The sequence below is a fragment of the Heliomarina baculiformis genome, assembly GCF_019966545.1.
Taxonomy (GTDB): domain Bacteria; phylum Pseudomonadota; class Alphaproteobacteria; order Rhodobacterales; family Rhodobacteraceae; genus Heliomarina; species Heliomarina baculiformis.
Genome location: NZ_JAIMIC010000013.1, coordinates 47,951 through 66,468, shown reverse-complemented (window position 1 = coordinate 66,468; position 18,518 = coordinate 47,951). Strand labels below are relative to the sequence as shown.

18 protein-coding genes are annotated in these 18,518 nt (G+C 61.1%); 14 read left to right on the top strand and 4 right to left on the bottom strand.

Features of this window, described 5'->3' with window-relative positions; all coding sequences use genetic code 11:
- Positions 1 to 24 precede the first annotated feature (24 nt).
- Positions 25 to 588 carry an RNA polymerase sigma factor gene (locus MF268_RS22060; RefSeq protein ID WP_088635784.1) on the top strand — a complete coding sequence of 188 codons (564 nt, stop codon included), beginning with the start codon at positions 25 to 27 and terminating at the stop codon, positions 586 to 588.
- Between the two features lie 46 nt (positions 589 to 634).
- Here MF268_RS22060 and MF268_RS22055 read toward each other — a convergent pair whose 3' ends face one another.
- Positions 635 to 1,321: a DUF6629 family protein gene (locus MF268_RS22055; RefSeq protein WP_037275433.1), complete on the bottom strand. Its 687-nt coding sequence runs from the start codon at positions 1,319 to 1,321 to the stop codon at positions 635 to 637.
- A 358-nt stretch (positions 1,322 to 1,679) separates the two neighbouring features.
- Here MF268_RS22055 and MF268_RS22050 point away from each other — a divergent pair, with 358 nt between their 5' ends.
- The 6 genes from MF268_RS22050 to MF268_RS22025 are packed head-to-tail and all read left to right on the top strand — an operon-like array spanning position 1,680 to position 9,492.
- Positions 1,680 to 4,046 (top strand): heavy metal translocating P-type ATPase, encoded by a 2,367-nt coding sequence (locus tag MF268_RS22050; protein WP_008282905.1) that lies wholly within the window; start codon positions 1,680 to 1,682, stop codon positions 4,044 to 4,046.
- Positions 4,047 to 4,062: 16 nt separating this feature from the next.
- Positions 4,063 to 5,511, top strand: a complete 1,449-nt coding sequence (locus tag MF268_RS22045) for a YfcC family protein (RefSeq protein WP_037275431.1) — start codon at positions 4,063 to 4,065, stop codon at positions 5,509 to 5,511.
- Between the two features lie 23 nt (positions 5,512 to 5,534).
- Positions 5,535 to 6,764: an arginine deiminase gene (locus MF268_RS22040; protein ID WP_088635785.1), complete on the top strand. Its 1,230-nt coding sequence runs from the start codon at positions 5,535 to 5,537 to the stop codon at positions 6,762 to 6,764.
- Between the two features lie 23 nt (positions 6,765 to 6,787).
- Positions 6,788 to 7,789, top strand: a complete 1,002-nt coding sequence (argF, locus tag MF268_RS22035) for an ornithine carbamoyltransferase (RefSeq protein ID WP_008282902.1) — start codon at positions 6,788 to 6,790, stop codon at positions 7,787 to 7,789.
- 2 nt (positions 7,790 to 7,791) lie between these two features.
- Complete coding sequence (gene arcC / locus MF268_RS22030; RefSeq protein ID WP_088635786.1) at positions 7,792 to 8,703, top strand: carbamate kinase; 912 nt, start codon at positions 7,792 to 7,794, stop codon at positions 8,701 to 8,703.
- Between the two features lie 18 nt (positions 8,704 to 8,721).
- On the top strand, positions 8,722 to 9,492 hold the full coding sequence (locus MF268_RS22025; protein ID WP_088635787.1) for an SDR family NAD(P)-dependent oxidoreductase: 771 nt from the start codon (positions 8,722 to 8,724) through the stop codon (positions 9,490 to 9,492).
- A gap of 45 nt (positions 9,493 to 9,537) precedes the next feature.
- Here the strand turns inward: MF268_RS22025 and MF268_RS22020 are convergent, their stop codons facing one another.
- The 3 genes from MF268_RS22020 to MF268_RS22010 form a co-directional block, all read right to left on the bottom strand.
- Positions 9,538 to 10,572: a type II glyceraldehyde-3-phosphate dehydrogenase gene (locus MF268_RS22020; protein WP_198133620.1), complete on the bottom strand. Its 1,035-nt coding sequence runs from the start codon at positions 10,570 to 10,572 to the stop codon at positions 9,538 to 9,540.
- A 5-nt stretch (positions 10,573 to 10,577) separates the two neighbouring features.
- Positions 10,578 to 11,918 (bottom strand): SAM-dependent methyltransferase, encoded by a 1,341-nt coding sequence (locus tag MF268_RS22015; RefSeq protein ID WP_099911744.1) that lies wholly within the window; start codon positions 11,916 to 11,918, stop codon positions 10,578 to 10,580.
- A 242-nt stretch (positions 11,919 to 12,160) separates the two neighbouring features.
- A complete protein-coding gene (locus MF268_RS22010) occupies positions 12,161 to 12,829 on the bottom strand; it encodes an RNA polymerase sigma factor (protein ID WP_008282897.1) in 669 nt (222 codons plus the stop codon).
- 255 nt (positions 12,830 to 13,084) lie between these two features.
- Here MF268_RS22010 and MF268_RS22005 point away from each other — a divergent pair, with 255 nt between their 5' ends.
- From MF268_RS22005 to petA, 7 genes are all read left to right on the top strand, one after another.
- Positions 13,085 to 13,975, top strand: coding sequence for a DMT family transporter (locus MF268_RS22005; RefSeq protein WP_088635788.1), 891 nt, complete (start codon positions 13,085 to 13,087; stop codon positions 13,973 to 13,975).
- A gap of 220 nt (positions 13,976 to 14,195) precedes the next feature.
- Entirely contained in the window at positions 14,196 to 14,768 is a 573-nt protein-coding gene (locus tag MF268_RS22000) for a sigma factor (protein WP_233145760.1), read from the top strand.
- 36 nt (positions 14,769 to 14,804) lie between these two features.
- A complete protein-coding gene (locus MF268_RS21995; RefSeq protein ID WP_180287451.1) occupies positions 14,805 to 15,137 on the top strand; it encodes a hypothetical protein in 333 nt (110 codons plus the stop codon).
- Positions 15,127 to 16,920, top strand: coding sequence for a DUF3141 domain-containing protein (locus tag MF268_RS21990; RefSeq protein ID WP_233145761.1), 1,794 nt, complete (start codon positions 15,127 to 15,129; stop codon positions 16,918 to 16,920). The genes MF268_RS21995 and MF268_RS21990 overlap by 11 nt, the downstream gene beginning before the upstream one ends.
- Complete coding sequence (locus tag MF268_RS21985; protein ID WP_008282892.1) at positions 16,904 to 17,083, top strand: hypothetical protein; 180 nt, start codon at positions 16,904 to 16,906, stop codon at positions 17,081 to 17,083. The genes MF268_RS21990 and MF268_RS21985 overlap by 17 nt, the downstream gene beginning before the upstream one ends.
- A complete protein-coding gene (gene fabI / locus MF268_RS21980) occupies positions 17,076 to 17,918 on the top strand; it encodes an enoyl-ACP reductase FabI (protein ID WP_008282891.1) in 843 nt (280 codons plus the stop codon). Before MF268_RS21985 ends, fabI begins: the two co-directional genes overlap by 8 nt.
- Positions 17,915 to 18,517 carry a ubiquinol-cytochrome c reductase iron-sulfur subunit gene (gene petA, locus MF268_RS21975; protein WP_088635791.1) on the top strand — a complete coding sequence of 201 codons (603 nt, stop codon included), beginning with the start codon at positions 17,915 to 17,917 and terminating at the stop codon, positions 18,515 to 18,517. Before fabI ends, petA begins: the two co-directional genes overlap by 4 nt.
- Position 18,518 lies beyond the last annotated feature (1 nt).

Below are 18,518 nucleotides of genomic sequence, written 5' to 3'. Positions count from 1 at the left end.
GAGCCAATAAAAGGAGGAACTCGAATGAACAGCAATGTGGAAGAACAATATAGTGGAACAGCGACCGAGAACGCACTGGTCGAAGGGCGAAAAGCGTTTCTCGGCTTCCTCGCGAAACGGGTCGGCAACCGCGCGGATGCCGAGGATGTTTTCCAAGAGTTCTGCATTCGGGTGCTGACTCGCAAGGATCAGCTTCGCGACGTGGAACGCATGGATGCATGGCTATACGCGATCCTCCGGTCCACCATGAACGATCATTTTCGCAAAGCCACTCGGCGCAGCCGCTTGGCCGTAGCTGTCGCACGAGACCCACATCAGTTGGTTGCCGATGCGCCGGTGCAGATGGCGCGGCTGTGCACTTGTCCGAGCAGGCTGCTTACCGAGCTTCGTACCGTTGATACCAAATTGATCCGGCGGATCGATTTCGGTGAAGAGGATCGGAAAATCGTGGCCGCCGATATGGGGTTGAACCGCAATGCCCTTGGCGTTCGGCTGCACAGGGCGCGCGCTGCTCTGCGCGAGGCGATCCAATACCATTGTGGAGCCTGCTGCCTGGAGGATCCCGATGATTGCTACTGCCCAGTCTAGCGCCGAAGCGATCCCCTACTGCGACAAGCAAAGCTAGGCGACGGAATCAGGCGAACAATTCAGGGCATTCACGGGCGCATTTGTTGGTCAAAATGATGTACACCAGATGCAGCGTTGCGAGCCCCGCCAGCAGGCAGAAAAACGAAATGTAGGCAAACTGGAGAAAGGCGATATCGATCACGATCACCGCCACCAGCGTCAGGGCGAAATGGCGCATATGTTTGTAATGCGACAGCGCTGGCGGCAGGGTGATAAGGGTCACATAGATCGTATTGGTCAGCCAGCGTGGCATCATGTAATCAAGCCACATTGATTTTTCATAGGCCAGCGACTGGTTGTTGATCTCGACCACGACCATGCTGCTGTTCAGCCCGTGCGGGATGTAAAGCAATAGACCGAAGGCCAGTCCGATCAACGCCATGAGGCGGAACAACCGCTTCCGAGGGCTGTCGTCCGGTTCCAGAACGTAGACCGAGTATGGCACCCAGATCGGCCACATGAACCAGGTGAAAAAAATGAACCCCATAGCTCCCCATAAGACCGTCAGGGGATCGTTTCCGTTCATGCCGACCCAGACAAAACCCTCGGTAAACTGTTGCAGTCCGGCAAAAAGCGGCATCAGGGCAAGCGGAAGATACCGTTTGTTTCGCCGCCACGCCACAATTGAAATGGCCGTGCCGCCGCCAACAAGAAAAACGCTGGCGGCAAAGCTGACTTGCGCGGACAAGCACATGGAATTCTTTCTCCGACATATTTTTTTGGGACGGCCCAAAGTGCAAACCTAAGGCACAAACTGGGCGTTGAAAAGCAACCGGCTCATTACGGGAGTCCTCTCGGCGCCGCTGACCACCCATTGCGATGGGACGGTCGCGGGGGCAGCTCAGTCGCGATTACCTCCCTGAGCACGAGGCCTCTGCGGAGACTTGGCGCGCCCCGTCGGCAAAGTATTCGAATTGCCGAGTTGAGGAATCGCCAGTGGCTTTCATGCAAATCAATGCCTTTCGGATGGAACTGTAAGGTTTGGAGACCGGCAACGTCTATTTACCTAAACGGTCGTTCTCGATCGCAAGGAAAATCGACAGGAGCCAACATTGAAAAAATTGACCCTTGAGGTCCGCGGGCTGTTCGAGGAACTCGATCATCTCGCGGTCGAACGCCATTTGTCAGCTCTCGGCGGCGTGCACAGCGCCGAAGCGAACCCGGCATCGGCAAGCGTGACAGTCCACTACGATGAGACGGCAGTGGGCGAGGAAGAGCTGCGCAACACGGTTGAGGCCTGCGGATTCCACTGCGCCGGGGAGCGGGTTCCGAACCATGTCTGCCACGCCGACCATCAAATGTCTGGCGCGGAGGCCCCGGCTGGCCACGACGCGATGGCGCACGAGATGGGCCACGGCGGTGGTATGGACATGGCCAGCATGGTCCGCGACATGCGCAACCGCTTCTGGGTGGCGCTGCTGTTCACCATCCCGATCTTCACTTATTCGCCGATGGGTGGCCTGTTCACGCCACCCGCGCCGCCCTTCGGGCTGGAACTGGATCTGTGGCTGTTCTTCTTGGGTAGTGCCGCGATTATCTGGCCAAGCTGGCCGTTCTTCGTCGCCGCCTGGCGCGCCCTGCGCAACGGCATCCTGAACATGGCGGTCCTGGTCGTGCTGTCGGTTGGCACCGGTTATGTGTTCAGCGTCGGGTCTACCTTCTTCTTTCCGGGCGTGCAATTCTACGAGGCGGTGGCGGTGCTGCTGGTGTTCATCCTGTTGGGTCACTGGCTGGAGATGCGCGCGCGGGCCGGGGCGTCCGCTGCAATCCGCGCACTGCTCGATCTTGCACCGCCGATGGCGACCGTTATCCGCGATGGGCAAGACGTTGAGGTGCCTACCTCCGAAGTACTTGAGGGCGAGATCGTGCTGATCCGGCCCGGCAACAAGATCCCGGTGGATGGCGAGGTTGTCGAAGGCGCGTCGCTGGTCGACGAATCCATGCTGACAGGCGAATCCATGCCGGTCAACAAGGCCGTCGGCGACACCGTGATCGGCGCCACCATCAACAAGAGCGGCAGTTTCCGGTACCGCGCCACCAAGGTCGGGGCCGACACCGCGCTGGCGCAGATCGTCAAGCTGGTGCAGGAGGCGCAGAACTCCAAGGCACCCGCCCAGCTTCTGGCCGACAAAGCCTCACAATGGCTGGTGCTGATCGCCGTCGTGATCGGACTTGCAACCTTCGCGGTCTGGTTCTGGTGGATCGGCTCTCCGCTTTTGTTCGCGCTGACGCTGACGATCACCGTCTTCGTCATCGCCTGCCCGGACGCGCTTGGGCTTGCTACGCCGATGGCGGTGATGGTGGGCACAGGGTTAGGGGCGCAGCACGGTATCCTGTTCAAGAATGCCGGTGCGCTGGAAGACGCGACCAAGCTTGACGTGATCGTCTTCGACAAGACCGGCACGTTGACCATGGGCGAACCGCGCGTGGTCGAGGTCGTTGCCGCCGAAGGCGGCGCGGAGGATGACGCGCTGCGGGCTGCGGCGGCCGTCGATCGCGGCTCGGACCACCCGCTGGCGCTCGCCATTGTCGAACGCGCGGCGGACCTCGACGTCCCGCAGATGGCCGAGTTTCTCAACCTCGAAGGCCGCGGCGCGCGCGCCGAAGTCGCAGGCAAGACCGTGCTGGTCGGCAATCGGCGCCTGATGGACGAGGAGGGTATCGACGTCGGCACCCTGACGGCGGAGGCCGAGCGCCTGAAGGGCGAGGGCCGCACGGTTGTGCATGTGGCGCAGGGCGGACGGATGCTGGGCCTGATCGCCATCGCTGATGCGCCGCGTCCGAGCGCCAAGGCCACCGTGGCCAAGCTGCGCGCACGCGGCGTCGAGGTGGCGATGCTGACCGGCGACAACGAAGGTACCGCAAGGCGGATCGCGGGCGAGCTGGGCATCGACATTGTGCTGGCAGATGTTCTTCCGGGCCAAAAGGCCGAGAAGGTCAAAGAGCTTCAGGCCCAGGGTAAGAAGGTCGGCATGGTCGGTGACGGTGTCAACGACGCACCCGCGTTGACCCAGGCCGATGTCGGATTTGCCATCGGTGCGGGCACCGACGTGGCGATGGAAAGCGCCGATGTCGTGCTGATGAAAAGCGATCCCTACGATGTCGTGGGGGCCATCGAGTTGTCGCGCGCCACCTTGCGCAAGATGCACCAGAACCTGTTCTGGGCCGTGGCTTACAACGTGGTCGCCTTTCCGATGGCGGCAGGGGTGTTTTATCCGTTGATCATCAGCCCCGCCGTGGCAGCACTTGCCATGTCGGGCAGCTCCGCGCTGGTGGCGGTCAACGCGCTGCTGCTGAAACGAACGCGGCTGGAAGGTATTGGTGCGGGCAAGAGTGGGTCCGCCAGCGGCGGCGGTCAGGGCGATGCGCAGGCAGGCCAGGTGCCGCTTCACGCCGGACACTCGCAGAAATCACATTGAATAAGGGGGACTTGAGATGTCTGACACATCATCGACCAAGACACCGGACGGGAAGGGCATGGCGGCGCGGTTTCCCACCGCGTATTCCATCCTGTTCGGCCTGATCATCGTTGTCGCGGCGCTGACCTGGATTATCCCTGCGGGCCAATATGACCGCGCCATGAACGAAGAGGTCGGGCGCGAGATCGCCGTGCCGGGTACGTATCAAACGGTCGAGCCCAATCCGCAGGGGGTCATCGACGTCATGCTGGCACCGGTGGCGGGGTTTTATGATCCCGACAGCTATGCCGCAAATGCCATCGACGTGGCGCTGTTCGTACTGCTTTTGGGCGGCTTTCTGGGCGTGGTGAATGCCACGAATGCCATCGACACCGGCATCCAGACGGCGATGGTGCGGCTGAAGGGGCGCGAGATCTGGATGATCCCGATCCTGATGTCGCTCTTTGCCCTGGGCGGCACGACCTATGGCATGGCTGAGGAAACGCTGGCCTTTTACGCGCTTCTGATCCCGGTGGTGATCGCGGCGGGCTACGATTCCGTGACCGGCGTGGCGATCATCCTGATCGGTGCCGGGATCGGCACGCTGGGATCGACAATCAACCCCTTCGCCACGGTGATCGCGTCTAACGCGGCAGGCATCCCGTTCACGGATGGTATTGCGCTGCGGCTGGTCCTTCTGTTGGGCGGCCTCGCGATCTGCGTGGCCTACGTCATGCGCTATGCCTCGAAGGTTAAGGCCGACCCGGCCCGGTCCGTCGTCGCTGCGCAACGCGACAGCGACCGGCAGTTTTTTCTGAACGAGACGGATGCAACGTTCGAGGAGCCGAAGCTGAGCGGAACTCAGAAGCTGGTCCTGATCCTGTTTTTTACGACCTTTGCGGTAATGATTTGGGGTGTCTCGAGCCAGGGATGGTGGATGGCTCGGATGGGCGCGCTGTTCTTCGGCATGGCCATCGTCGTCGGGCTGGTCGCCCGCATGGGGGAGAAGAAGCTAACGTCGTCCTTTGTCGACGGAGCGAAGGATCTTCTGGGAGTTGCGCTGGTGATCGGTCTGGCGCGCGGCATCGTGGTGATCATGGAGCAGGGCCTGATTGCCGACACGATCCTGAATAGTGCCGCCGATACCCTCGGCGGCCTGCCGGAAGTCGCGTTCATCAACCTGATGCTTTGGATCGAGATCGGGATGAGCTTTCTCGTGCCGTCGTCGTCCGGCCTGGCCGTCCTGTCGATGCCGATCCTTGCCCCGTTGGGGGATTTCGCGGGGGTCGGCCGTGACCTCGTGGTGACGGCCTATCAATCGGCGAGCGGGCTCGTGAATCTGATCACGCCCACCTCTGCGGTTGTGATCGGCGGTCTGGCCATCGGGCGCGTGTCGTTCGACCGCTGGGTCGTCTTCGTCTGGCCCCTGCTGCTGATCCTCGTCGTCTTCATCTCGGCCGGGATCAGCCTGGCCGCCATTCTCTGATTAGAAAGAAGGAGGCATTCCAGATGTCTGAACCAAAATTGGGCGTTCATTCCGAAGCCGGTACATTGCGGCAGGTGATCGTATCGCCACCCGGCCTGGCGCATCGCCGTCTGACACCGGACAACCGCGAAGACCTGCTGTTCGACGATGTGTTCTGGGTCAAACAGGCGATCAAGGATCACGCCGTCTTTGCCGATGTCATGCGCGGCGAAGGGGTCGAGGTGTTGGATGCGATGGCGCTGCTGGGCGAGACGCTGGACATTTCCGACGCGCGCGCCTGGGTTCTCGACCACCGCATCACCCGCAATGACGTCGGCGTGGGGATGCGGGACGACTTGCGTGCCTGGATGGAGGGTCTGCCCGGCACGGAACTGGCCCGTTTGCTGGTCGGCGGCATCCGGGTGGACGATCTGCCTTTCACGCCCTCCGGCATGTTCGGCAGCTACCTTGGCCCCCACGGTTTCGTGCTGCCGCCGCTGCCAAATTTCATCTTTACCCGCGACAATTCAGCCTGGGTTTATGGCGGCGTGAGCCTGAACCCGATGCATTTCGCGGCACGGCGGCCCGAAACGCTGCTGATGGCAGCAGTCTACCGGTTTTATCCGACATTCGCGGATCGAGTGCGGGTCTGGTTCGGCGATCCGACGCGGGAATTCGGGACGGCCACGCTGGAAGGCGGCGACATCATGCCAATCGGGCACGGTGTCGTCATGGTCGGCATGGGCGAACGATCGACCCCGCAGGCGGTGGGCCAACTGGCCGAGGCGCTGTTCGAGGGTGGCGACGTGACGCGGGTGATCGCCTGCCAGATGCCCAGTTCGCGCGCGGCGATGCATCTGGACACCGTTTTCACCCATTGCGGGGGCGATGTGGTGACCACTTTCAAGGAGGTGGCGGATGCGATCACCTGCTATGACCTGCGCCCCGGTCAGGGCAAGGCCGCGCTCGATATCCGCCGGGATGCGCGCCACATATTCGAGATCACCGCTGAAATTCTGGGCCACAAGAAACTGCATCTAGTGCCCACCGGCGGGGCCGACGCCGCGGAGCAATCGCGCGAACAGTGGAATGATGGCAACAACGTGCTGGCGCTGCGCCCCGGCGTCGTCATCGGCTATGACCGCAACGACGACACCAACGCCGCACTGAAGGAGGCCGGGATCGAGGTGCTGGCCATCCCCGGTGCCGAACTCGGCCGGGGCAGGGGCGGCAGCCACTGCATGAGTTGCCCGACGATCCGCGACGCAATCTGAACCACCGACGATAAGGAAATCCCATGTCCTACAATCTGAGAAACCGCCATTTCCTGGCCCTGCGCGACTTCACGCCGCAGGAAATCAGCTTCTTGCTGAAACTCTCCGCCGACCTGAAGGCGGCGAAATACGCCGGCACTGAAGTTCCGCGCCTGACCGGCAAGGAAATCGCCCTGATCTTCGAGAAGGACAGCACCCGCACCCGCGTCGGCTTTGAGGTGGCGGCCCACGATCAGGGCGCGCATGTGACCTATCTTGGCCCCTCGGGGTCGCATCTGGGCAAGAAGGAAACCGTCAAGGACACCGCGCGCGTGCTAGGCCGGGTCTATGACGCGATCGAATATCGCGGATTTGGTCACCCTATCGTCGAGACGCTGGCGCAATACGCTGGCGTGCCCGTCTATAACGGGCTGACGGACGAATTCCACCCGACGCAGATCCTTGCCGATTTCCTGACCATGCAGGAACATTCCGACAAGCCGCTGCGCGAGATCGCCTATTGCTTCATGGGCGATGCGGGCAACAACATGGGTGACAGCCTGCTGATCGGCGGGGCGAAGATGGGCATGGATGTGCGCCTGTGCGCGCCCGAAAGCCTGTGGCCGGGCCAGGCGATCCGCGACGAGGCCGATGACGTCGCCGTGCAGACCGGCGCGCGGATCACGATCACCGAGGATGTGGACGCCGCGGTGAAAGACGTCGATTTCGTCTATACCGATGTCTGGGTGTCGATGGGTGAGCCCAAGGAAAAATGGGCGGAACGGATCGAGCTGCTGACGCCCTATCAGGTGAATTCCGATGTGATGGCCAAAACCGGCAATCCGAGGGCCAAGTTCATGCATTGCCTGCCCGCCTTCCACAATGCCGAGACCGAAGTCGGCGCCGATATCGAAGAGGAATTCGGCATCACGGCGATGGAAGTCACCGAAGAGGTGTTCGAAAGCCCGGCCTCCATCGTGTTCGATCAGGCCGAGAACCGGCTGCACACGATTAAGGCGGTGCTCGTCGCCACGCTGGGCAACTAGCGGTGCTGGTTGTCGCCGCATTGGGGGGCAATGCATTGTTGCGCCGTGGCGAGCCGCTGACCGCCAAGGCGCAGCGCGAGAACGTCGCCACCGCGGCTACCGCGCTGGCGCAGATCATCAAGGCCGGACACCGGCTGGTCGTCACCCACGGCAACGGGCCGCAAATCGGCCTGCTTGCATTGCAGGGTGCGGCCTACAAACCCGATGCAGTGTTCCCGCTGGATGTGCTGGGGGCGGAAACCGATGGCATGATCGGTTACATGATCGAGCAGGCGCTTGAAAACGCCCTGGGCCATGACCGCCCGGTCGCGACCCTGCTGACCCAGATCGAGGTCGATCCCAAAGACCCGGCCTTCGCCAAACCCACCAAGTTCATCGGCCCGGTCTATGACAAGGCGGAAGCCGAACGGCTCGCGCAGGCGCGGGGGTGGAGCATTGCTGCGGATGGCGCGCATTGGCGCCGCGTGGTGCCGTCGCCGATGCCGAGTGGCATTCCCGACCTGAAAGTGCTGGAACTGCTGCTCGAGCAGGACGTGACGCTGATCTGCGCAGGCGGCGGTGGCATTCCGGTCGTCCGGCGTGCCGACGGTTCGCTGATCGGGGTCGAGGCGGTGATCGACAAGGATCACGCGACGGCGCTTCTGGCACACAAGCTGAACGCCGACGCGCTGTTGCTGCTGACTGACGTCGAGGCCGTGTTCCGCGACTTCGGCACCGAAACGCAATCGGCTATTAGGCAGGTGTCGCCGGAGGACGCAGTGCGTCTGGACTTGCCCGACGGCTCGATGGCGCCGAAGGTGGCCGCCGCCGCGACTTTCGTATCCGATCGTGCGCGTTTCGCCTCCGTGGGTCGCCTGGAGGATGCGCTTGCCCTGCTAGATGGCAAGGCGGGCACGATGATCGTAAACAACTGAACCCAAGGAGCATATTCGATGAAACGTCTGGCAGAAAAAGTCACCCTGATCACTGGAGGAGCGGCAGGCATCGGTCTGGAAACCGCCCGGCTTTTCTTGAGTGAGGGGGCCAAGGTTGCGCTTGTGGACCTCCACGTTGACGACCTGTCGGATGCTGCGGGGGATCTGGGCAATCCGGACGACCTGCTGACAATCGCCGCCGACGTCTCATCGGTCGAAGATTGCAAAAGATACGTCGCGCAGACCGTCGAGAAGTTCGGGCGCATCGACGTGTTCTTCAACAACGCCGAAGTCGAAGGCATGGTCGCGCCGCTGGTCGATCAGAAGATCGAGGATTTTGACCGCGTGATGGCGGTTAATGTGCGCGGCGCTTTCCTTGGGTTGCAGCATGTCTTGCCCGTGATGACTGGGCAGCAATCGGGCAGCGTGATCAACATGTCGTCGATCGCGGGCCTCAAGGGCAGCCCGAACGTCGCGCCCTATATCACGTCGAAACATGCCGTTGTCGGTTTGACGCGCGCCGCCGCGATAGAGGTCGCAGGCCACAACGTGCGTGTCAACTCGGTGCATCCCTCGCCGGTCAACACGCGGATGATGCGGTCGCTGGAGGAAGGGTTCAATCCCGGCCACGGCGACGAAGTGAAGCAACAGCTTGCCGGCACGATTCCGCTGGGTCGCTATGGTGAAAGCATAGAAATCGCCAATCTGGTCCTGTTCCTCGCCTCCGACGAGTCCGCCTTCATCACGGGAGCGCAGTATCCCATCGACGGGGGCATGTCGGCGGGCTGATCGGGTCTCTGCCCTATGGGTTTGGAACCTGTTGCTAGGGGGCTGTCAGGTCGCCGTAAATGTCCCGACCCCAAGCGCCGCGTTCGTACGCGCAATCGACGCCGATCCGTCTCGCTCGGCTTCCGTCAGGGCGCGGATCGCGTCGATGGTTTCGGGGATCACGATGGCTTGGTTGTCGACCATGTAGGCATAGTACAATTCGTCGCCCTCGACCTTGAGCATGTCCTCCCACAGAGCCACCTCATAGAGGCTGTCGTTGGGACGCCCGAAATCGGCCATCATCTCCTTGACCGCGTTAAGTGCGCCCAGCCCGTCCGCCATCCGGATCAACGCGATGCGGGAGGAGGCGCGGAACGCTTCGAGTACCTCGTCTTTGGACGCCTTGCGCGGCATCCTGACCGACCAATAATGCAGATGGGCAAGGGTCTGCGGCACCTTCACGGCCATCGTGATCACGTCGAGATCGGGATCGACGCTTTGTGCATCCGGGCCCTGATGGCTGGGAATATCGGGTTCGGGCACAAGCGTGTTCATGATTCCACCCAGATGGCTTTCCCACGGGTCGGTGGCGCGCCGCAGGAGCGTTCCGCGCGCTGAGCCAAGAAGCCCTGCAACTTTCAGCGCTGTGAGGGTGCGGACGATCGACGTCGTGTTGCAGGACACCACGCGGGTGCGATCGCGCCCAATCGCGCTTGCATAGTTTGCTTCGGCAACAAAGGAATGGCCGGTCACCTCGTGTTTTTCGCCGCCATGAACGATGAACCGGATGCCTCTTTCGCGATAGGTTTCCACATTGCGCACAGCCACTTTCTTGGGCGTGCTGTCCACCACGATGTCTGCGGTAGCAAGCAGGTCGTCGAGCCCTCCGGCCACGTCAAGGCCGGCCTCTCGCATGGCCGGGGTGCGATCCGGGTCGGCGGCATAAAGCGCGAAACCCTTCGCGCGCGCCATGCGGGCGCGCCAGTCGGAGGTGACATCCGCCACGCCAACGAGGTCCATGTCCTCTTGTGCGACCACTGCGTCTGCCACACGTTTGCCGATCACGCCGTATCCGTTTACGGCAACTCTGATAGGTCTCATGTCAGTCATCCCGCTCTCGTGAATTCTGTGCCGGTCGAAATATCCCAGGCGGATTCGCCTGCCTTGACCTTGGCGATATAGTCACGGGTCAGCGGAACCGCATCACGGCGCTTGGCAAGCTGGATCTGGAAGACCATCAACCGCCCATTCCGGAACGCCATTTCGCAGACAGCCAGATAGAATTCCCACATACGGCAGAACCGCTCGTCGTAAAGCATGCGCGCTGTTTCGCGTTCCTGGGCAAATCGTTCGGACCAGTGGCGCAGAGTCTCGGCATAATGCAACCGCAGGACCTCGACATCCGTGACCCACATTCCCGCACGCTCTGCTGCCGCGATGGTTTCGGACAGCGTGGGCAGATAGCCCCCGGGGAAGACGTATTTGCGGATCCACGGATCGCTGCCGCCTTTGGGCGCCATCCTGCCGATCGCATGCAAAAGTGCGACGCCATCGGGCCTGAGAACGCGCTGAAGGGTGGTAAAAAACGCATCGAATCCGCTGCGGCCCACATGCTCGAACATACCTACGGACACGACGCGATCGTATAGCCCATGCTCTTCGCGGTAATCGCGCCGTTCAAAGGCCACCTGATCAAACAGGCCGGTTTGCTGGGCACGTTCGCGGGCAGCGGCAATCTGTTCGGTCGAGAGGCTGAGCCCGGTCACGCGCGCCTCGTGTTGCTGGGCAAGCTCCATCGCCAGCCCGCCCCAGCCCGAGCCGATGTCGAGAACCTCCAGACCGGGTCGCATCAAGAGCTTTGCTGCGATGTGCTTTTTCTTGAAGGCCTGGGCCTCGTCCAACGTTTCGGTCCCGATCGGGAAGTAGGCGCAGGAATATTGTCGATCCGCATCCAGAAAAAGGTCGTAGAGTTCGGTCGAGATGTCGTAGTGATGCGCCACGTTCGCGTGAGACCGGCTGATCGGATTATGATGCAGCCTGCGGCTCAGGAATGCGTCCAGCCAGCGGGTCAATCGTCTGCCAGGCAATGCGTCGATAGTATCTATGTCGGTCATGCAGATCGAGAGGAGGTCGCGCAGGCTGCCAGTTTCAATGCGCAGCGTCCCGTCCATATAAGCCTCGCCAAGTGCAATGCTGGGGTTCACCAGAAGTTGCACAGGCAGCACCTTTTCGGTCAAACGGACGGAAACGGCGGGTTCGCCGCCGGGGCCGAAATGCCACGTCTGGCCGCAGGGATCGTAGATGGTGAGGCGTCCGTTTTGAACGAGGCGTCGCAGCGATTTGGCGAGCAACCACATGGCCGCCCGTCCCGGTGCGAGACGTCCGGTTTCAATCCGGCTACCTTCTTGTTCAAAGCGTTCGTCGGGAGAGGTTTCGCTATTGGACATGATCGCTTGCTCCGTCTTGTTTTTTGTCGGCAGGCGGCGTCAACCGCCGCTTTCTGATAAAACAGACGAAAGATGACAAGGTTCATTACAGCGCAGCGGCCTGCCGACACGGTGCCCGCGGTGCACAGGCGTGCGTAGGCGGAACCCTTGGAAAACGGATCGGCGTGTCCTCGCTGGCGGACAATAGAACGCGATCCGTGAATTGCAGACACGCCGGTGAGAGAGGGCCAGCACATCGGGGCTCAGTCCGTCGTTTTCGCTCCGGCGTCGTCCTTCATCGCTTGAAAACGAGCGCGGGCCTTTTCCGCTGCGTCGCAATCGCAATCGAGAAAGCCATGAACCGGGCAGGTCAGGCACATCTGTTCCAACCTTGTCTTCAACGCCTGCCGACCCCGGTGAAGGCGGACCGTGATGTTGTTCAAGGTGATGCCAAGGTCTTTGGCGACAGCATCGCGCGGCTGCTCCTGAAGATCGACGCGCCAGATTACTTCGGCATATTCCGGTCTGAGCGTCGGCAACAGCTTGTACAGACAATTGCATATCGCCTCGTCGAGTTCTTCGTCGAACCCGTTTTGGACGCTGTCCAGGTCGGTTGGGGCCATGACTACCTCCCTCTGGCGCCTTCGCGAAACCTTGCGACCGTAGTCGGCGATGGACGACGCCAGAATCTGGCCGAGCCAGCCACGAACGGCGCGCACATCGCGAAGTTGCTCGGAGCGGTCAATGGCGCGCAGCATGAACGTTTGCAGGACATCCTCGGCTGCCTCCGGATCTCCCAGTCGCCGACGCAGGAAATTCAGGATATGCTGCCGACCTTCCACCAGCGAGCGACGGACAGCGATGTCCGCATCCTTGGCGGCTGTGTTGGGCTGATCTGCTGTGGATAACCGATCATTCGGGTCGTGATTCATGATACACCTCTGAAAAGTAAGACGCCGAACCATCGAGAACGTTACACTTTTTCGGGTGCTTCGGGTGACCTGATTGTTGGTGGTTTTGCTGTTGGGTATGCACAGGCGCGGTCTTTTGGAACCCGGGCCAACGGGCGTATGCCCAGGAATGCGTAAGGTTTCGGCTGCCGCAGCGTCTTCTTACTTCGCCCCTGAGTTGGCACATCGGAAAATTTCTGCAATTCCTGCCACTTCTGAGTTGGAAAGGAAATCTCGATGTCGCCGACTGTCATAACCAAAATCGTTTTGGCCATGTTCCTGTGGGCGGCGTGCTTTCCGTTGATCACGGCAGGGCTGCAATACTCGCCGCATCTGACTTTTGCGACAATGCGCGCAGTTCTGGCCGGAGCAACTTTGGTGGGTCTGGCCATGATTTTGCGCAGACCATTCCCGCGCGGTTGGCGCACGTGGTTGACCTTGGGGATCGTCGGGATTGGTGCGACAAGTTTGGGATTTCTGGGCATGTTTCATGCAGCAGAATTCGTGTCTCCGGGCCTCGCCACGGTCATCGCAAACGCGCAGCCGCTGCTGGCCGCAATACTGGGTGTTGTATGGCTTGGCGAAAGGCTGCCGAAGGTCGGTTGGGTCGGCCTTTCGATCGGATTCATGGGAATCCTCGTGATCGCGCTGCCGCAATTGCTTGATGGAGGGCAAGAGGGGTCGGCCATCGGTTTCGCCTATATCGTTTTGGCCGCGGTTGGGGTGACCATCAGCAACGTGGCCATCAAGTCCATCGCCGGCAAAGTGGACGGGCTTTTTGCAATGGGGTTACAGTTGCTCATCGGCAGCGCGCCGCTCGCGTTCGCAGCCCTCGCGCTGGAAGATCAAAACGCCATTCAATGGAACGCGGTCTTCACGGCATCGCTTTTGGGGCTGGCCCTGTTCGGCTCAGCGCTGGTGTATTGGCTCTGGTTTTCCGTGCTGGAGGCAGTTGAGCTGAACCGGGCGATTGTGTTCAGCTTTCTTGTTCCAATCTTCGGTCTTTCAATTGGTGCCTTGTTTTTCGGGGAACGCCTGTCCGGGATTCAATTTTCCGGTATTGCGCTGGTCATTTTGGGGATCGTGTTCGTCAATCTTAAGGGAGCACGGCGGTCTCAAGGTCGATAATACAGAACAACCTGTTAACCTGTTTTCAAACGGTCGTTTTGGCTATTGTCTTCGTCGAAAGCCTGTTTGCTTCGATACGAATGTGTGTTGCTTATTCAGAGTGACGCGCGGAGGGGCAAATTGTTCTTAGAATGACTGCGCGCATTGTACGTTAGAGAGACAATGCTCGAATCAGCGCTGATCGCACCTTCGCAAACCTCTTGGAAAGGGCAGAGACATCATGGCATCGCAAGACAGTGGCAAGCCCGATGTGCCCGACGCTTCGCCGGAACGCGCCCTGTTGGACGGGCGCGGAGCGTTTATGGGATTTCTGGTCAAACGGCTTGGCAACCGCGCAGATGCAGAGGATGTCCTGCAAGACTTCTGCATCCGCGTGCTGTCACGCAAGGATCAGCTCCGAGAGGTCGAACGAATGGATGCGTGGCTCTACACAATCCTGCGGTCCACTTTGAACGATCACTACCGCAAAGGGACCCGGCGTAGCCGGCTGGCGGCGGCGGCGGCGCGCGAACCAGAGGAATGGATTGCCGATGCGCCCTCACAGATGGCGCGGCTGTGCACCTGCCATGGCGGGTTGATTTCCGAACTGCGCCCGGCGGATGCCGAACTGATCCGGCGCATCGATTTCGGCGAAGAAGATCGCGAAAGCGTGGCAGCCGATCTGCGGCTTAACCGCAAGAGGGCTGCGAGAACGACAAACACGAGACTGATTGCGAAGAAGAGGGACAACTATCCTGATCGCAGCGAAGTCGGGTCTGTAACGATTTCCATGATCCAGCGTCTTCTTCTGTGAGTGTGCCCGAAGGCACAACCGCAGGAGAAATTGAACATGCCACGTATCACGTCGGATTGGAACTCGGGAGTACCCCGTCAACCATCATCCGATGACGATCTTCGCGTCTTTTTATCCCGGATGACCTGCGCATGTGCCGAGACTTCCGCGTACGCAGATGCCCCGATGGCACGCGCGTTGTTCAACCGTGTGGAAGTGATGAAACAACCCCCGACGCTTGCGGCACGCGCGCTGGGTATTGCGTCTCGCGATGCGACCTATCTCCTTTCCGGTCTGCGCGAGGATGTGGCGAAGGATTTCGTGCGTGTGATGCTCGCTGGACGACCCTCCATAGACACTACCAATCAAGAGGAAGCTGATGATGAATAAGAGCCTGCGCCTTGCGACAGTGACCCCGGAACAATTTCTTGCACCCGTTTCCGGTAACGCAACGACCGCTAGTAACGTGCCTTACGTCCAAGACGCCTTTGAACGCTGGGTGCTGCTTCTCGACACGCTGCGTGAACGCGCCGACAATATGATCGCGCATGAGCGGCAGGGCATGCCGCCGCTTCTGGATTTCGATTACGAACTGCTGCTGGACGCACGCACCTTTGAGCGGTCGGCCAACTACGCGCTGCTCAGGATCACGCGGGTCGGCGACGATTGCTGGGACGATTGCGTGGACGAGGCCAAGCCGCCCGTGATCGTCATTGATCCGCGCGCCGGGCACGGGCCCGGTATCGGCGGCTTCAAGCGCGACAGCGAGGTCGGCATGGCGATGCACGAGGGCCATCCGGTCTATTTCGTGATCTTCTACCCCGAGCCCATGCCAGGTCAGACGCTGTCGGATGTGCATTATGCCTTGCGCGACTTCGTCTCCGAGGTCGCTCGCCGTCACCCGGACACAGGCCCCGTGCTCTACGGCAATTGCCAGGCCGGTTGGGCGGCCACGCTGCTGGCGGCGGATTGCGACGGTCTGACCGGTCCGATTGTACTGAACGGCTCGCCGCTCAGCTACTGGTCGGGCGAGGCGGCAAGCAGCCCGATGCGGATGATGGGCGCACTGTCGGGCGGGGCATGGGCCGCCCATATGATCTCCGATCTGGGGGACGGGCGGTTCGACGGTGCCTGGCTGGCACAGAATTTTGAGACCTTGCAACCCGAAAAGGCGATCTGGGACAAATACGCGAACCTCTTTGCCCATGCCGACACCGAACGCGAGCGGTTCCTTGAGTTCGAACGCTGGTGGAATGGCTACTACACGCTCAGCCGCGAGGAAATCCTCGGCATCACGCAGAACCTGTTCATCGGCAACCGGCTGGAACAGGGCGAGATGCAGCTGGATGCGCATTGCACCGTCGATCTTAAGCGCATCAGCAATCCGCTGATCATCTTCGCCTCGGACGGTGACAACATCACGCCGCCCGAACAGGCAATGGGGTGGATTGGCAAGCTTTATCCCGATACCGATGCGCTCAAGGCAGCCGGGCAGCGCATCGTCTATATGACGCATCCGCGTGTCGGGCATCTGGGCATCTTCGTCTCCGGCTCCGTCGCGCGGCTCCAGCATCGTGCGATTCTGGAAAGCCTGGACGATGTCGAGGCCCTTTCCCCGGGTCTCTACGAGATGGTGATCGACAACCCGTCGGGTGACCCGGACTGCGAGACCGGCGATTTTGAGGTGCGATTCGAACCGCGCGAGGTCGATGATCTGGGCATTGCATCGGACGATGCGGCCTTGAAACAAGTGGCGCAGATATCGCGGATCAACGAGGCGGTCTATTCGACTTTCGTCAGTCCTTGGATCCGCGCCGCGACGACCCCGGCCAGCGCTGAGGCGCTCCGTGCGCTGCACCCCATGCGCTGGACCAGAACGATGTTCTCCGAACAGGTGAACCCGTGGATGGCCCTGATCAAGTCCACCGCCGAAACGCTGCGCGAGACGCGCTCACCATTGCCGGACGACCACCCCGCGATCGTGGCCGAGCGTGCGCTGTCGGCGCGCACCGGCGAGGGTATAGGCGCATGGCGCAAGGGACGCGATGCCTGGATCACCCATGTCTTTGGCGCGATGTTCGGCAATTTCCCGTTCGCCGCAGCAACCACACAGGCGGAAAAACCGTCGGCCTCATCAAAAAAAGGAATGAACAATTATGGAATGGCTTTTTGAAAACTGGGTTTTGGTTCTCGTCTTCGGCGGAATGGCCGCAATGCACCTTTTCGGGCACGGACATGGCGGACACAAACATGGCAAGTCGGCCAAGCGTCATGGTGCGCACGACAAGAAGTCCGAAGCTTCCGCCGATACCGAGGCAGTGTCGGAGGATGCCTGAATTCGACGCATGCTGCGATCCTGCGGAACTGCTTGATCTGTCCGGCCGGAAGGGTCTGGTTGTCGGCATCGCCAATGATCGCAGTCTGGCGTGGCCTGCTGCCCTGCATTTCCGTCAAGCGGGTGCCGAGCTCGCCATCACCTATGTCGATGAGCGCACCAAACCTCATGTGGTGCCATTAGCTGCACGTCTCGAAGCGCCGATCCTGCTGCCCTGTGACGTGAATGCGCCGCACGAACTCGACGCTGTCTTCGACGCCATCACGGACCGCTGGGGAAAATTGGATTTCATCCTTCATGCCGTGGGCAGCGTGCCGCCCGGCGACCTTCATGGCCGCCTGACTGACTGTTCGGCTGCAGGGTTTTCCCAAGCGATGCATGTGTCCGTCCATTCGCTGATCCGCATGGCGCATCTTGCCGAGCCCCTGATGAAAAGCGGCGGCAGCCTGATCACTCTGAGCTATCTGGGTGGCGAACGTGTGGTGGAGAATTACAACGTGATGGGGCCGGTCAAGGCGGCGCTTGAGGCCACCGTGCGCTATCTGGCTCACGAACTCGGGCCGTCGAACATCCGCGTCAACGCCATTTCGGCGGGACCCGTGATGACCCGCGCGGCGTCCGGGTTGACCGGCTTTGCGGGTCTTCTGGACGCGACCGCGCGAGTTGCCCCATTGCGGCGCAACGTCACGGCCGACGAGGTGGGCCGCGCCGCCCTGCTGTTCGCCAGCGACTATACCGGCGGCATCACGGGCGAGGTGCTGCATGTCGATGCGGGTGTTCACGTCGAAAGCCCTGTCGCCGCAGCCAAAATGAACGTCAAATCGGAGGAATCATGATGCGCCAGACCATTGACGAAACCAATCAATTGCCCGCAACAGAGCGCCGCGATTTCCTTTATTATGCAACGGCCTCAACCGGCGCGATTGCCGCAGGCGCGGCGGTCTGGCCGTTGATCAATTCGATGAACCCCTCGGCCGACGTGACCGCGTCCGGCACGGTCAGGGTTGATCTTTCCGGCGTCGAACCGGGCCAACGTATTACCGTGAAGTGGCAGGGCCACCCGGTCTTTGTCTGGCGCAGGTCTGAGGCAGCGATCCAGGCTGCACGGGCCGTCGATCTCGACCAGCTTCCCGATCCTGTTGACGAAGCGGGCGAGAATCCGAACACAAGTGGCGAGGAGCCAGCGCTGGATGAGAACCGCGCGGCGGGCGAGGATGGCGAATGGCTGGTCGTTATCGGTGTCTGTACCCATCTCGGCTGTATCCCCTTGGGCCAGGATGGGTCGGCGGTCGGCGAATTCGGCGGTTGGTTCTGCCCGTGCCACGGATCGCATTACGACACCTCGGGCCGGATCCGGAAGGGACCGGCCCCACGCAACCTCGACATCCCACCTTACGATTTGGGCGACGACCTGCAACTCGTTATCGGCACCTGAC